This is a genomic window from Stutzerimonas urumqiensis, assembly GCF_003640395.1.
Classification (GTDB): Bacteria; Pseudomonadota; Gammaproteobacteria; order Pseudomonadales; family Pseudomonadaceae; genus Stutzerimonas; species Stutzerimonas urumqiensis.
On sequence record NZ_RBZQ01000007.1, the window covers coordinates 156634 to 171136 of the forward strand.

Annotated in this window: 13 protein-coding genes; 10 read left to right on the plus strand and 3 right to left on the minus strand. The window is 66.3% G+C overall.

The features are described from left to right. Positions 1-43 precede the first annotated feature (43 nt). Together D7325_RS14705 and eat are read right to left on the minus strand one after the other, a co-directional pair. Positions 44-1435: an ethanolamine ammonia-lyase subunit EutB gene (locus tag D7325_RS14705; protein ID WP_120996898.1), complete on the minus strand. Its 1392-nt coding sequence runs from the start codon at positions 1433-1435 to the stop codon at positions 44-46. Positions 1436-1445: 10 nt separating this feature from the next. Beyond that, a complete protein-coding gene (eat, locus tag D7325_RS14710) occupies positions 1446-2894 on the minus strand; it encodes an ethanolamine permease (protein ID WP_120996900.1) in 1449 nt (482 codons plus the stop codon). A gap of 142 nt (positions 2895-3036) precedes the next feature. Between eat and D7325_RS19120 the strand changes: the two genes are divergently transcribed. From D7325_RS19120 to ubiX, 3 genes are all read left to right on the plus strand, one after another. Continuing rightward, on the plus strand, positions 3037-3177 hold the full coding sequence (locus D7325_RS19120; RefSeq protein WP_162988057.1) for a hypothetical protein: 141 nt from the start codon (positions 3037-3039) through the stop codon (positions 3175-3177). Between the two features lie 48 nt (positions 3178-3225). Next, positions 3226-4587, plus strand: a complete 1362-nt coding sequence (mpl, locus tag D7325_RS14715) for a UDP-N-acetylmuramate:L-alanyl-gamma-D-glutamyl-meso-diaminopimelate ligase (RefSeq protein WP_120996902.1) — start codon at positions 3226-3228, stop codon at positions 4585-4587. An 86-nt stretch (positions 4588-4673) separates the two neighbouring features. Next, positions 4674-5303: a flavin prenyltransferase UbiX gene (gene ubiX / locus D7325_RS14720; RefSeq protein ID WP_120996904.1), complete on the plus strand. Its 630-nt coding sequence runs from the start codon at positions 4674-4676 to the stop codon at positions 5301-5303. Here ubiX and queG read toward each other — a convergent pair. Continuing rightward, complete coding sequence (queG, locus tag D7325_RS14725) at positions 5300-6364, minus strand: tRNA epoxyqueuosine(34) reductase QueG (RefSeq protein WP_120996906.1); 1065 nt, start codon at positions 6362-6364, stop codon at positions 5300-5302. The two genes, ubiX and queG, sit on opposite strands and share 4 nt — an antisense overlap. 114 nt (positions 6365-6478) lie before the next feature. Here queG and D7325_RS14730 point away from each other — a divergent pair, with 114 nt between their 5' ends. From D7325_RS14730 to hflX, 7 genes are all read left to right on the plus strand, one after another. Further along, positions 6479-7978 carry an NAD(P)H-hydrate dehydratase gene (locus tag D7325_RS14730; RefSeq protein ID WP_120996908.1) on the plus strand — a complete coding sequence of 500 codons (1500 nt, stop codon included), beginning with the start codon at positions 6479-6481 and terminating at the stop codon, positions 7976-7978. Continuing rightward, entirely contained in the window at positions 7966-8442 is a 477-nt protein-coding gene (tsaE, locus tag D7325_RS14735; RefSeq protein ID WP_120997074.1) for a tRNA (adenosine(37)-N6)-threonylcarbamoyltransferase complex ATPase subunit type 1 TsaE, read from the plus strand. The genes D7325_RS14730 and tsaE overlap by 13 nt, the downstream gene beginning before the upstream one ends. After that, the gene (locus D7325_RS14740) at positions 8439-9863 is read left to right on the plus strand and encodes an N-acetylmuramoyl-L-alanine amidase (RefSeq protein WP_218565188.1); all 1425 of its coding nucleotides are present in this window, start codon (positions 8439-8441) and stop codon (positions 9861-9863) included. The genes tsaE and D7325_RS14740 overlap by 4 nt, the downstream gene beginning before the upstream one ends. Then, positions 9860-11755: a DNA mismatch repair endonuclease MutL gene (gene mutL / locus D7325_RS14745; protein ID WP_120996911.1), complete on the plus strand. Its 1896-nt coding sequence runs from the start codon at positions 9860-9862 to the stop codon at positions 11753-11755. Before D7325_RS14740 ends, mutL begins: the two co-directional genes overlap by 4 nt. A gap of 40 nt (positions 11756-11795) precedes the next feature. After that, entirely contained in the window at positions 11796-12761 is a 966-nt protein-coding gene (gene miaA, locus D7325_RS14750) for a tRNA (adenosine(37)-N6)-dimethylallyltransferase MiaA (RefSeq protein WP_120996913.1), read from the plus strand. Between the two features lie 92 nt (positions 12762-12853). Continuing rightward, complete coding sequence (gene hfq, locus D7325_RS14755; protein WP_120996915.1) at positions 12854-13108, plus strand: RNA chaperone Hfq; 255 nt, start codon at positions 12854-12856, stop codon at positions 13106-13108. Positions 13109-13118: 10 nt separating this feature from the next. Continuing rightward, the gene (gene hflX / locus D7325_RS14760; RefSeq protein WP_120996917.1) at positions 13119-14420 is read left to right on the plus strand and encodes a ribosome rescue GTPase HflX; all 1302 of its coding nucleotides are present in this window, start codon (positions 13119-13121) and stop codon (positions 14418-14420) included. The last annotated feature ends 83 nt before the right edge of the window (positions 14421-14503 follow it).

Consider the following 14503-nt stretch of genomic DNA (forward strand, 5'->3'; position numbering starts at 1 on the left):
GCGCAGCGTTTTCCACCATGCTGGTGGCAATCGGGGCAGCGGTTCATGCCAGCTGCTCTAGTGCCCGGCGAAACGGCTCGGGCAGTTCGCGGCCGAGCTGCAGGCGATTGCCGTCCTGCCTGAGGATCTCCATCTTCGCCAGCCAGTCCTCGAATTCCGGCGCGGGCCGCAGGCCAAGTACCTGGCGCACGTAGAGCGCGTCGTGGAAGGACGTGGTCTGGTAGTTGAGCATCACGTCGTCCGAACCCGGGATGCCCATGATGAAGTTGATGCCCGCCGTGCCGAGCAGGGTCAGCAGCACGTCCATGTCGTCCTGGTCGGCTTCGGCGTGGTTGGTGTAACAGATGTCGCAGCCCATGGGCACGCCGAGCAGCTTGCCGCAGAAGTGATCCTCCAGCCCGGCGCGGATGATCTGCTTGCCGTTGTAGAGATATTCCGGGCCGATGAAGCCGACCACGGTGTTGACCAGCAGCGGTTTGAAGCGGCGTGCCACGGCGTAGGCCCGGGCTTCGCAGGTCTGCTGATCGACGCCGTGGTGCGCGTTGGCCGACAAGGCGCTGCCCTGGCCGGTCTCGAAGTACATGAGGTTGTCGCCGAGCGTGCCGCGCTTTTGCGACAGGCCGGCCTCGTAGCCTTCCTGCAATGTCGCCAGGCTGATGCCGAAGCTGGCATTGGCCTCCTCGGTGCCGGCGATGGACTGGAACACGAGGTCCACCGGTGCGCCGCGGGCGATCGCCTCGATGGAGGTGGTGACGTGGGTGAGCACGCAGGCCTGGGTCGGAATCTCGTAGCGGCCGATCACCGCGTCGAGCATTTTCAAGAGCTCGCAGATGCCGGCGGTGCTGTCGGTGGCCGGGTTGATGCCGATCACCGCATCGCCGTTGCCGTAGAGCAGGCCGTCGAGGATGCTCGCGGCGATGCCGGCACCGTCGTCGGTGGGGTGGTTGGGTTGCAGCCGGGTGGACATGCGACCGGCAAGGCCGATGGTGTTGCGAAAGCGGGTGACGACGCGGACCTTCTGCGCGACCAGGATCAGGTCCTGCACGCGCATGAGCTTGGACACCGCGGCGACCATTTCCGGCGTCAGCCCCGGCGCCAGGGCGGCGAGCGCCGGGCCATCGGCTTCGTCGCCCAGGAGCCAGTTGCGAAAGTCGCCCACGGTGAGATGGCTGACCGGGGCGAAGGCGGCGGCGTCGTGGCTGTCGAGGATCAGCCGGGTGACCTCGTCGCCTTCGTAGGGAATCAGCGCCTCGTCGAGAAAGCGCCCGAGCGGCACCTCGGCCAGGCACATCTGCGCGGCCACCCGCTCGACATCGCTGCCGGCGGCGACCCCGGCGAGCAGGTCGCCGGAGCGCGCCGGGCTGGCCTTGGCCATTACTTCGCGCAGGTCGTCAAAGCGCCAGGTGGTGCCACCGGCGTTATGCGAATAGCCCATGCCGCCTCCTTTAGTGCAGCGCCGCCTCGGCCTTTTCGATCGCCGCGAACTCTTCTTCCGGCGTGCCGGCGACCAGGTGATGCCGGCTGTAGAGCGCGAAGTAGGCGATGAGGACGCCGTAGATGACCGCCGCGCCGATCACCACCCGCGGGTCGACGAGAAAGCCCGCCACCACCGCCACGCAAGCCAGCACCAGCGCCACGCCCGAGGTGACGATGCCGCCCGGCGTCCGGTACGGGCGCGGCAGGTCCGGGCGGCGCAGGCGCAGGGCGATGTGCGAGGCCATCATCAGCACGTAGGAGAGGGTCGCGCCGAATACGGCGACCAGGATCAGCAGGTCGCCCTGGCCGGTCAGCGATAGCGCGAAGCCGATCAGGCCGGGAATCACCAGCGCGAGCACCGGCGCTTTCTTGCGGTTGGTGACCGACAGGTTGCGTGGCAGGTAGCCGGCCCGCGAGAGGGCGAAGATCTGCCGGGAGTAGGCGTAGATGATCGAGAAGAAGCTGGCGATCAGCCCGGCCAGGCCGACCAGGTTGACGAAGCCGCTCATCCAGGTGGACGAACCGTAGGCCGCGGCGAGCGCTTCGACCAGTGGATTGCCCGATTTCACCAGGGTGCTGGAGCCCGCCCCGCCGGGGCCGACCAGGAGGATCAGTCCGGCGAAGGCGAGCAGGATCAACATGGCGCCGATCAGTCCGCGGGGCATGTCGCGCTGCGGGTTCTTGGTTTCCTCGGCGGCCAGCGGCACCCCCTCCACGGCGAGGAAGAACCAGATCGCGTAGGGAATCGCCGCCCAGATGCCGACGTAGCCGTAGGGCAGGAAGGCGCTGGCGCCGGCCGCTGCGGTCGGCGTGATGTCGAACAGGTTGCTCACCGAGAAGTGCGGCACCATCGCCACGATGAACACGGCGAGCGCCAGCGCGGCGACGGCGGTGATGACGAACATCAGCTTGAGCGCCTCGCCGACGCCGAAGATGTGAATGCCGATGAAGACGATGTAGAAGGCGAGGTAGATCATCCAGCCGCCGATGCCGAACAGCGACTCGCAATAGGCGCCGATGAACACGGCGATGGCCGCTGGCGCGATCGCGTATTCGATGAGGATCGCCGTGCCGGTGAGGAAGCCGCCCAGCGGGCCGAACGCGGTACGCGCGAAGCCGTAGCCACCACCGGCGGTGGGGACCATCGACGACAGCTCGGCCAGCGCGAAGCACATGCACAGGTACATGGTGGCCATCAGCAGCGTGGCGATGAACAGCCCGCCCCAGCCGCCTTGCGCCAGGCCGAAGTTCCAGCCGGCGTAGTCGCCGGAAATCACGTAGGCGACGCCGAGGCCGACCAGCAGCACCCAGCCGGCGGCGCCTTTCTTCAGTTCGCGATGCTCGAAGTAGTCCTTGCCGACGCGCTCGAAATCGGTGCCGTGAGTCAGCGGCGTCGCACTGCTTTGTTCCAGGGCCATGGTGTCCGTCCTCGATGCGGCCGCCGGGCAGGCGCCTGCGGCGAAAAGTAGGGCCAGCGAGTGCGCGTGACGCAAGGTCGGTGCCAGGCTGCCGGTGGACGGGCAGCCCTGAAGCCGGGCGAGCGGGGCCTAACCGAGCGTCATGACGCGTCTCGACATTCTGGAGCATGGCCTGCGCCTGCGGATTCGCCGGACTGGCGGCGGTTTTGCCGACGTACGGCATATCTCGCCGGTTCCCATCGGCGCGCCGGGCAGCGCTGCCCAAGCCGGTCGTGCGTGCTAACCTGCCGCCACGTTTTCAGGGCGCGAAACGCCCCAGCAGAGGACTTACATGCACATCCATATCCTTGGCATCTGCGGCACGTTCATGGGCTCGCTGGCCGTCCTGGCCAAGGCGCTCGGCCATGAGGTCACGGGCTCCGACGCCAACGTCTACCCGCCGATGAGCACTCAGCTCGAGGAACAGGGCATTACCCTGATGCAGGGCTACGACGCCCGCCATCTGATCCCCGAGCCTGACCTGGTGATCATCGGGAATGCGCTGTCTCGTGGTAATCCGGCGGTCGAACACGTGCTCGATCGCGGGCTGCGCTATGTGTCCGGGCCGCAATGGCTGGCCGACGAGGTGTTGCAGGGGCGCTGGGTGCTGGCGGCGGCAGGCACGCACGGCAAGACGACCACCAGCAGCATGCTCGCCTGGGTGCTCGAGGATGCCGGCATGATGCCGGGCTTCCTGATCGGTGGGGTTCCGCAGAATTTCGGCGTGTCGGCACGCCTCGGCGGCTCGCCGTTCTTCGTGGTCGAGGCGGACGAGTACGACAGCGCCTTCTTCGACAAGCGTTCGAAGTTCGTTCACTATCGGCCACGCACGGCGATCCTCAACAACCTGGAGTTCGACCATGCGGACATTTTTCCTGATCTGGCGGCCATCGAGCGCCAGTTCCACCACCTGGTGCGTACCGTTCCGAGCGAGGGGCTGATCATCCATCCGCGCGCGGAAGCGGCGTTGGAGCGCGTCATCGGCATGGGCTGCTGGACGCCGGTGCAAACCACCGGTGACGGCGGTGATTGGCAGGCACGCCTGCTGGCCGAGGACGGCTCCTGCTTCGAAGTGCTGTTCCAGGGCGAGCTGCAAGGCATCGTCACCTGGGGGCTGACCGGCCGCCACAACGTGGCCAATGCCCTGGCGACGCTGGCGGCGGCGCGACACGTCGGCATCCTGCCGTCACAGGCGACCAACGCACTGTGCGGGTTCAAGAGCGTGAAGCGACGCATGGAGAAGGTTGCCGAAATCGGCGGGGTGACGCTGTTCGATGACTTCGCCCATCACCCGACCGCCATCGCGACGACCCTCGAGGGCCTTCGCAAGCGCGTCGGATCGGCCCCGATCATCGCCGTGATCGAGCCGCGTTCGAATTCGATGAAGCTTGGCGCCCATCGCGACGGGCTGGCCGAATCGGTCGCTCTCGCCGATCAGGCGATCTGGTACGCGCCGGCGAACCTGGGCTGGGACCTCGCGGCAACCGTGGCGGGCTCGCTGGTGGCGACCACCGTCTGCGATTCGCTGGAAGCCATCATCGCCAAGGTCAAGGCTGATGCCGTTCCGGGCACTCAGGTGGTGATCATGAGCAACGGCGGTTTCGGCGGCTTGCATACCAAGCTGGCCGCCGCGCTGGCCGACGCGCTGGCGTAGCGGTCTGGCGATTGCAGGCGAGAATCGCGATCGCACTCGCGGAACAGGATTCAACGGCGGACGTCCCGCCTAATGGAGCAGATCGAATGAGCGGCCCCGAACGCATCACCCTGGCCATGACGGGCGCCTCTGGCGCGCAGTACGGGTTGCGTCTGCTCGATTGCCTGGTGCAGGAGGAGCGCGAGGTGCACTTCCTGATCTCCAAGGCCGCGCAGCTGGTGATGGCGACCGAAACCGACGTCACCCTGCCCGGCAAGCCGCAGGCGATGCAGGCCTTTCTGTCGGAATACACCGGCGCCGCGTCGGGCCAGATCCGCGTGTATGGCAAGGAGGACTGGATGGCGCCGCCTGCCTCCGGGTCCGGCGCGCCGACCGCGATGGTCGTCGTGCCCTGTTCGACCGGCACGTTGTCGGCGATCGCCACGGGCGCGTGCAACAACCTCATCGAGCGTGCGGCCGACGTTTGCCTGAAGGAGCGCCGTCAACTGATCCTCGTGCCACGCGAGGCGCCGTATTCGAGCATTCACCTGGAGAACATGCTCAAGCTGTCGAACCTCGGCGCCACCATCCTGCCGGCCTCGCCGGGGTTCTATCACCAGCCGCAGACGATCGATGACCTGATCGATTTCGTGGTCGCGCGAATCCTGAACCTGCTGCAGATTCCGCAGGACATGTTGCCGCGCTGGGGCGAGCATCACTTCTCATCGCCGGATTAGTCGGCGACCCCGTGGCGTGCCAGCGCCCATTCCACATGCTCGCGTACCAGCGCCGACGGATCCTGGCGGCGGGCGCGCAGCGCTTCGATGACGCTGATCGTCGAGGGTGCGTTGCCCAACCCCACGGCCAGGTTGCGCAGCCAGCGCTCGTAGCCCGCGCGGCGTAGCGGCGAGCCTTCGGTTCGGCCGAGGAATTCGTCTTCGGTCCAGCGGAACAGCGCGGCCAGTTCGCTGTTGTCGAGCCCGTGTCGGGGCTGGAAATCGCTCTTGTCGGTCGGCCGTGCGAAGCGATTCCACGGGCAGACGATCTGGCAGTCATCGCAGCCGAACACGCGGTTGCCGATCTTCGATCGCAGCGCCTCGGGAATCGAGCCCTTGTATTCGATCGTCAGGTAGGAGATGCAGCGTCGCGCATCGAGCACCCGGTCGCCGACGAAGGCATCGGTCGGACACACGTCAAGGCAGGCGGTGCAGCGGCCGCAATGGTCGCGCGTCAGCGGCTCGTCCACCGGCAGCGGCAGGTCGACGAAGAGCTCGCCGAGAAAGAACCAGCTACCGGCCTGGCGATTGAGCACAAGGGTGTTCTTGCCGATCCAGCCGAGTCCGGCCCGCTGGGCGACGGCTTTTTCCAGCACCGGGGCGCTGTCGACGAAGGCGCGGAAACCGAACGGGCCGACCACCTGCTGAATGCGCTCGGCCAGTTGCTGCAGGCGCTTGCGGATCAGCTTGTGGTAGTCGCGGCCAAGGGCGTAGCGCGAGACATAGGCGGTTTCAGGTCGGGCCAACTGTTCGGCCATGCGGGTGTCGCCCGGCAGGTAATCCATGCGCAGCGACACCACGCGCAACGTGCCGGGCACCAGCTCGGCAGGGCGCGAGCGCTTGGTTCCATGGGCGGCCATGTAGTCCATCTCGCCCTGGTAGCCGGCATCGAGCCAGCGTTGCAGGTGCGCTTCGTGTTCGCCGAGGTCGACATCGGTGATCCCGACCTGCTGGAAGCCGAGCTCGCGTCCCCACGCCTTGATGGCGTCGCGAAGGTGATGGAGATCGAGCGAGTCGGACATCGGAGATTGGGGCTACTGCGGGCAGGGCGTATGATTTTGCCAGACCCGCCGGCCGATATCAGGCCGGCCGATGACGCCACCGGTCGCACGGGGCGCCAGCTTCCAGGAACAGAGATGCCAGCGATCACCCACACCGACAGGCTTCCCGTCGAAATCTATAGCGCGGCGCAGATACGCGCCCGCGATGCGGCGATCATCGCGGCCGGCACGCCGGGCTTCGAGCTGATGCAGCGCGCCGCTCGCGCCACCTGGCAGGCCGTGAGCCGCCGCTGGCCCTCCGTCGGCACCCTTACGGTGCTGGCCGGCAGCGGCAACAACGCCGGCGATGGCTACCTGGTCGCCGAGCTCGCCCATCGGGCCGGTTGGCGGGCAAGGGTCCTGGCACTGGGCGAGCCGGGGCGACTCACCGGCGATGCGGCCCAGGCTCATGCCTGCGCGCGTGAGGCCGGTGTGCCTGTTGCACCCTGGTCGGATGGCGAGCCGCTGGCCGGCGTGCTGATCGACGCGCTGCTGGGAACCGGGGCCGATGGCGAAGTGCGCGCGGAGTACCGGTCGGCCATCGAGGCAGTCAATCGCAGCGCCTGCCCGGTGGTCGCGATCGACATCCCGTCCGGCCTGCATGCCGACACCGGACGTGTTCTCGGGGCGGCGATTCAGGCCGACCTGACCGTGACCTATATAGGTCTGAAACTTGGGCTGCTGACGGGGCAGGGGCCGGCCCTGACCGGTGAGTTGCTGTTCGATGACCTCCAGAGCGGTCCGTTCGATTCGGCCGTGCCGGTGGCCGTCCGCCTGGCGCCGACGTCGCTACCACGGCTGTCGCCGCGCTCGCGCACGGCGCACAAGGGCCAGTTCGGGCAGGTGCTGGTGATCGGCGGCGACCTGGGCACCGGCGGCGCCGCGCTGTTGACGGCGGAATCTGCGCTACGGGCCGGCGCCGGGATGGTGACGCTGGCCACGCGGCCTGAGCATGTCACCGCGGCGCTGGTGAGGCGGCCGGAAGTCATGGCGCGCGGGCTGGAGTCCACCTACCGGCTCGGCGAGCTGATCGAGCGAGCAGATGTCCTGGTCGTCGGGCCGGGGTTGGGGCAGGAAGCCTGGGGTCGCAGTCTGCTGTCCAGCGTGGTTGGCGCCGATCGTGCCCAGGTCTGGGATGCCGACGCACTCAATTTGCTGGCGGGGGGACTGGTCGAGGCGCCCCCCGGGACGGTCCTTACGCCTCATCCGGGCGAGGCCGCGCGACTGCTGGGTTGCGATGTGCAGGCGGTCGAGGCGGACCGTCCCGAGGCGGCTCGTCGGCTCGCCCGGCGTCATGACTGCATCGTGGTGCTCAAGGGGGCCGGGAGCCTGGTCGCTGCGCCCGATGGCCGGCTCGCGCTGTGCGACCGTGGTCACCCGGCGATGGCGGCGGCGGGTCTTGGCGATGTGCTCGCAGGCCTTGTCGGCGCATTGCGCGGCCAAGGGCTCGATGGCTTCGAGGCGGCGTGCCTGGCGGTCTGGCTGCATGCCTGCGCGGGCGAGCGGCTTGGCGAACAGGGGCGCGGGCTGGCAGCGGCCGGCTTGCCCGACGCGGTACGGAGTCTGCTGGAGGAAATCTGCCCATGCGTGAACTGACACTACACGCCGAGGGCGAGGACGCCATGCTGGCGCTGGGCGCACGTCTGGCCGAGGCGACCGCTGGTCGGGGCGTGATCTACCTGCATGGCGACCTTGGCGCGGGCAAGACGACCCTCTCGCGCGGCCTGATTCGCGGCTTCGGTCATGCCGGCAAGGTGAAGAGCCCGACCTTCACCCTCGTCGAGCCTTACGAAATAGGCGATGTGCAGGTCTTTCACTTCGATCTTTATCGATTGGCCGACCCCGAGGAGCTCGAATTCCTCGGCATCCGCGATTACTTCGAAGGCCAGTCGCTGTGCCTGATCGAATGGCCCGAGCGAGGAGCAGGCATTTTGCCAAAGGCGGACCTGGACATTACCATTACGCCGCACGGAGCCGGCCGTACGGTGCGCCTGGCGGCCCATACGGGGCGAGGCGCAGCCTGGTGCGGTCTCCTGGCTGGAGTAGAACGACAAGCATGAGGTTGGGTATGCGCCTGCGCACACTGGTCTGCGGAATCTGGGCGATGCTGGCGGTGACGCAGGTCCTGGCGGCTTCGGATGTACGCAGCGTGAGGCTGTGGCGAGCGCCGGACAACACCCGCCTGGTGTTCGATCTCTCGGGGCCGGTACAGCACAACCTGTTCACCCTCACGGCGCCCGATCGCATCGTCATCGATGTCAACGGCGCGAAGCTGGCCACGTCGCTGGATCAGCTTGCGCTGCAGAACACGCCGATCAAGGGGCTGCGGTCGGCCCAGCGAAACGAAGATAACCTGCGCGTGGTCATCGACCTCACCGCCGAGGTCACGCCGAAGAGCTTCACGCTCGAGCCCAACCAGCAGTATGGCCATCGCCTGGTGGTCGATCTCTACGACCAGCCTTCCGCCGTGCCGGGACGCGAGGTGCCTGCCACCACCACCGCCGGAACGCCGGCCGCACCGGTCAGTCCGACGCTACCTGCGATCAAGCTGCCGCCCATCACGAGCAGCAAGCGCGACATCGTCATCGCTGTGGACGCCGGTCACGGCGGCGAGGACCCTGGCGCCATCGGGCCGAAGGGCACCCGCGAGAAGGATGTGGTGCTGTCCATCGCCAAGGAGCTGCAGCGTCAGATCAATGAAGAGAAGGGCTTCCGTGCCGAGCTCGTGCGCACGGGCGATTACTTCATACCGCTGCGCAAGCGCACCGAGATCGCCCGGAACAAGGGCGCCGACATGTTCATTTCCGTGCATGCCGATGCGGCGCCTCGTTCGAGTGCCTTCGGCGCTTCGGTCTACGCGCTCTCGGAACGGGGCGCTACGTCGGAAACCGCACGCTGGCTGGCCGACAGCGAGAACCGCTCCGACCTGATCGGCGGCGCCGGGCATGTCAGTCTCGACGACAAGGACCGCATGCTCGCCGGCGTGCTGCTCGACCTGTCGATGACGGCATCCTTGTCTTCCAGCCTGAACGTGGGCCAGAAGGTACTGAGCAACATGGGACGCATCGCTCCGCTGCACAAGCGGCGTGTCGAGCAGGCGGGCTTCATGGTGCTCAAGTCGCCGGACATCCCGTCGATCCTCGTTGAAACGGGCTTCATCTCGAATCCGTCGGAAGCCGCCAAGCTGCAGACGGCCAGCCATCAGCGGGCGCTGGCCACCTCGATCAGTACCGGCGTGCGGCAGTTCTTCCAGGAGAATCCGCCCCCGGGAACCTACATCGCCTGGCTGCGCGACCAAGGCAAGATCGTCCAGGGGCCGCGCGAGCACGTGGTTCGCTCCGGCGAAAGCCTGGCGCTGCTCGCCGAGCGCTACGAAGTGAGCCTGGCGGCGCTGCGTAGCGCCAACCAGCTCAAGGGCGACGTCATCAAGGTTGGGCAGACCCTGTCGATTCCGGCGACCACGCTGGCCGCGCAACCATGATCCAGGCCTCGCGTATCCAGCTGCTCAATCCGCGGCTGGCGAACCAGATCGCGGCCGGCGAAGTGGTCGAGCGGCCGGCTTCCGTCATCAAGGAGCTGCTCGAAAACAGCCTCGATTCCGGCGCACGCCGGATCGAAATCGACGTCGAGCAAGGTGGCATCAAGCTACTGCGTGTGCGTGACGATGGCTGCGGCATCGATGCAGACGACCTTCCGCTGGCACTGGCACGGCATGCGACGAGCAAGATCCGCGATCTCGAGGACCTCGAGCGGGTAATGAGCCTCGGTTTTCGCGGCGAGGCGCTGGCCTCGATCAGTTCCGTTTCCAGGCTGACGCTGACGTCGCGATACGAAGGCGCGCCCGAGGCATGGCAGGTAGAAACCGAAGGACGTGACATGGAGGCGCGCGTCCAGCCGGCCGCGCATCCGGTCGGCACGTCCGTCGAGGTGCGGGACCTGTTCTTCAATACGCCGGCGCGGCGCAAGTTCCTGCGTACCGAGAAGACCGAGTTCGATCACTTGCAGGAAGTGATCAAGCGCCTGGCGCTGGCGCACTTCGGCGTCGCCTTTCACCTGCGGCACAATGGCAAGGGCGTGCTGGCGCTGCATGAAGCGGCCGATGATGCCAGTCGGGCCCGTCGGGTGAGTGCGGTCTGCGGCCCGGCATTCATGGAGCAGGCTCTGCCCATCGAGATCGAGCGCAACGGGTTGCGGTTGTGGGGCTGGGTCGGTCTGCCGACGTTTTCACGCAGCCAGGCGGACCTGCAATATTTCTACGTGAATGGGCGCATGGTTCGCGACAAGCTGGTGGCGCACGCGATCCGGCAGGCCTACCGGGATGTGCTGTTCAACGGCCGCCATCCGACCTTCGTGCTGTTCCTTGAAGTCGATCCGGTGGCGGTCGATGTCAACGTCCACCCGACCAAGCACGAGGTGCGTTTTCGCGACAGCCGCACCGTGCATGACTTCCTCTACGGGACCCTGAATCGAGCCCTGGCCGATGTGCGTCCTGAGGATCATCTGGCTACGATTTCCGCGCCGACAACTCCCCAGGTCACCGGGCAGGCGGCTGGCATCTTCGGCGGGCAGTCGGAGATGAGCCTGGCGGCCAACGTTCAGACGATGACAACTGTGCCAGCGCCGGATTATCCGCGTGGCGGCAGTAGCGGCAGTGGCAGCGGCTATGGTTACCGCGTTCAGCCCGATCGGCCCGATCAGCCGGTCGCCGAGGTGCAGGGCGCCTATCGCACCTTTTATGCCCCGCTCGACGGCACGGCCTCGCAGCCGCTGCCCCAAGCGCAAGGCGATGTGCCGCCGCTCGGGTATGCCATTGCGCAGCTCAAGGGTGTCTATGTGCTTGCCGAGAATGCGCAGGGGCTGGTGGTCGTCGACATGCACGCCGCGCATGAGCGCATCACTTACGAGCGCCTGAAGACGGCGATGGCCAGCGAGGGGTTGCGCGGCCAGCCGCTGCTGGTGCCCGAGTCGCTTGCGGTCAGCCAGCGTGAGGCCGATTGCGCCGAGGAGCATCACGCCTGGTTCGGCCGGCTGGGCTTCGAATTGCAGCGGCTGGGGCCGGAGAGCCTTGCGGTGCGCCAGATCCCGGCGCTGCTCAAGCAGGCCGAGGCGACGCAGTTGGTGCGCGATGTGCTGGCTGATCTGCTCGAATACGGTACGAGCGATCGTATCCAGGCGCATCTGAACGAGCTGCTGGCGACGATGGCCTGCCACGGGGCGGTACGGGCCAACCGCCGGCTCACACTGCCCGAAATGAACGCACTGCTGCGTGACATGGAAACCACCGAGCGCAGCGGACAGTGCAACCATGGGCGCCCGACCTGGACCCAGCTGGGCATGGATGAGCTGGACCGGTTGTTCCTGCGCGGCCGCTGACGGCTGGCTCGCTTCTTCGATTTCGCTTCCGAGACCTCCAATGCGTGCCCTTCCTCCGGCCATCTTTCTCATGGGGCCTACCGCTTCGGGCAAGACCGACCTTGCCATGTCGTTGTGCAAGGCGCTGCCATGCGAGCTGATCAGCGTCGACTCGGCCATGGTCTATCGCGGCATGGACATCGGTACGGCCAAGCCGTCGCCCGAAGAGCTTGCACGCTTTCCGCATCGTCTGGTCGACATCCTCGATCCGCTGGAGCGCTACTCCGCGGCGCGCTTTCGTGAGGATGCGCTACGGGCCATGGGCGAAATCACCGCCCAGGGACGCATCCCATTGCTGGTGGGTGGCACCATGCTTTACTTCAAGGCCCTGCTCGAAGGGCTGGCCGAGATGCCGCCGGCCGATGCGGCCGTGCGCGCCGGTCTCGAGACGCTGGCGAGGGACGAAGGTCTGCAGGCGCTTCATCGTCGTCTCGCGCTCATCGATCCGGAGTCTGCGCAGCGCATCAATCCGAACGACCCGCAGCGGCTGATCCGCGCACTGGAGGTGTTCGAGATAAGCGGCATGACCATGAGCGAGCATCGGGCTCGCCAGCGAGCGGGCGAAACAGACGAGCCGGCGGCGAGCAAGTTGCCTTATACTGTCGCCCGTCTTTCGATCGCACCGGCGCAGCGCAGCCTGCTTCATGCACGCATCGAGCACAGATTCCAGCAAATGGTCGAGCAGGGCTTGATCGACGAGGTCGAGCGCCTGAGAAGCCGCAGCGAGCTCCATCCGGAGCTTCCATCGATGCGCTCGGTCGGCTATCGGCAGGTGTGGGATTATCTCGATGGGTTGATGTCGAAGCAGGAGATGTTGGCGCGGGGCACTATCGCCACTCGTCAATTGGCAAAACGTCAGTTCACCTGGCTTCGAAGTTGGACCAACGTCCACTGGCTCGATAGTCTGGCACGCGACAATCTGTCCCAAGCATTGAAATACCTGAGGTCGCTCTCCATATTGAGCTGACACTGCGTTAAGGCCGTCTATTCTTGGATGGCCGTCCGGCCGACTTTCCGGCCCTACAATCAATGAGAAATATCCTCTAAGGAGTGCGGCACATGTCAAAAGGGCATTCGCTACAAGACCCTTACCTCAATACCCTGCGTAAGGAACGCGTCCCGGTTTCCATCTATCTGGTCAACGGCATCAAGCTGCAAGGGCAGATCGAATCGTTCGACCAGTTCGTCATCCTTCTCAAGAACACCGTAAGCCAGATGGTCTACAAGCACGCGATCTCGACGGTCGTGCCGAGTCGTCCGGTGCGCTTGCCGGCGGCCGGAGAGGGCGAGCAGGCCGACGCAGGCAACGCCTGAGGCCGTAGGGTTGTTCTTCGAGCGCCACGGCGGCGGTGAACGGGCTGTTCTCGTTCATCTGGATAGCCAAGACCCCGCCGCAGGCGAAGATCCCCAAGAGTTCCAGGAGCTGGCCCGCTCGGCGGGCGCGCAGACGGTCGCCTTCGTGAACGTCCCGCGGCACCAGCCGAGCGCCAAGTTCCTGATCGGCAGCGGCAAGGTCGAGGAGCTTGGCCAGTTGGTCAAGCGCGACGAGGTCGACCTGGTGATCTTCAACCACACCCTGACGCCCAGTCAGGAGCGCAACCTCGAGCGGGCGCTCGAATGCCGCGTGCTCGATCGAACCGGCCTGATCCTCGATATCTTCGCCCAGCGTGCCCGCACGCATGAGGGCAAGTTGCAGGTCGAGCTGGCCCAGCTGGAACACATGAGCACCCGCCTCGTCCGGGGCTGGACTCACCTCGAACGGCAAAAGGGCGGTATCGGTCTGCGCGGACCTGGCGAAACCCAGCTGGAGACCGACCGCCGCCTGCTGCGCGTGCGTATTCGCCAGATCAAGCAACGGCTGGAAAAGGTGCGTAGCCAGCGGGAGCAGGCGCGTCGCGGACGGCGGCGCGCGGACATCCCCTCGGTTTCGCTGGTGGGCTACACCAACGCAGGCAAGTCGACGCTGTTCAATGCGCTGACCGAGGCGGACGTGTATGCGGCCAACCAGTTGTTCGCCACGCTCGATCCGACCTTGCGCCGCCTCGAGCTGGGTGACCTCGGGCCGATCGTGCTGGCGGATACGGTCGGGTTCATTCGCCACCTGCCGCACAAGCTGGTCGAGTCGTTTCGCGCCACGCTGGAAGAATCAAGCAATGCGGATCTCTTGCTGCACGTCATCGATGCGCATGAGCCCGAGCGCGATCAGCAGATCGAGCAGGTGCTCGAAGTGCTGTCTGAAATCGGCGCGCAGGAGCTACCCATCCTCGAGGTATATAACAAGCTAGATCTGCTCGAGGGTATCGAGCCGCAGATCCAGCGCGACGCGAATGGGCGGCCGGCGCGCGTCTGGGTGTCGGCCCGCGAAGGGCTCGGCCTGGACCTGCTCCAGCAGGCCATCGCCGATCTCCTGGGCAATGATCTGTTCGTCGGTCGACTGAGCCTGCCACAGCGGTTCGGGCGGCTGCGGGCGCGGTTCTTCGAGCTCGGCGTGGTGCAAAGCGAGACACATGACGAGCAGGGAGAGAGCCTGCTCGACATCCGTATCCCCCGCGTCGAACTGCATCGGCTCATCAGCCGGGAAGGCGCCGTGCCTGCGGAGTTTCTCGAGCAACACACTTTGCAATAAAGCCTGATGGCCGTTTTCGCTTCGGTGACGGGGCTTTCTGTAGCATTGGCGGCGCGCTGCGGCGCGTCTTTTGGCTTTGTCTG

Coding starts and splice junctions, on each gene's coding strand:
- D7325_RS14705 (WP_120996898.1), bottom strand. CDS start 1,435: ATGGGCTATTCGCATAACGCCGGTGGCACCACCTGGCGCTTTGACGAC.
- eat (WP_120996900.1), bottom strand. CDS start 2,894: ATGGCCCTGGAACAAAGCAGTGCGACGCCGCTGACTCACGGCACCGAT.
- D7325_RS19120 (WP_162988057.1), top strand. CDS start 3,037: ATGACGCGTCTCGACATTCTGGAGCATGGCCTGCGCCTGCGGATTCGC.
- mpl (WP_120996902.1), top strand. CDS start 3,226: ATGCACATCCATATCCTTGGCATCTGCGGCACGTTCATGGGCTCGCTG.
- ubiX (WP_120996904.1), top strand. CDS start 4,674: ATGAGCGGCCCCGAACGCATCACCCTGGCCATGACGGGCGCCTCTGGC.
- queG (WP_120996906.1), bottom strand. CDS start 6,364: ATGTCCGACTCGCTCGATCTCCATCACCTTCGCGACGCCATCAAGGCG.
- D7325_RS14730 (WP_120996908.1), top strand. CDS start 6,479: ATGCCAGCGATCACCCACACCGACAGGCTTCCCGTCGAAATCTATAGC.
- tsaE (WP_120997074.1), top strand. CDS start 7,966: ATGCGTGAACTGACACTACACGCCGAGGGCGAGGACGCCATGCTGGCG.
- D7325_RS14740 (WP_218565188.1), top strand. CDS start 8,439: ATGAGGTTGGGTATGCGCCTGCGCACACTGGTCTGCGGAATCTGGGCG.
- mutL (WP_120996911.1), top strand. CDS start 9,860: ATGATCCAGGCCTCGCGTATCCAGCTGCTCAATCCGCGGCTGGCGAAC.
- miaA (WP_120996913.1), top strand. CDS start 11,796: ATGCGTGCCCTTCCTCCGGCCATCTTTCTCATGGGGCCTACCGCTTCG.
- hfq (WP_120996915.1), top strand. CDS start 12,854: ATGTCAAAAGGGCATTCGCTACAAGACCCTTACCTCAATACCCTGCGT.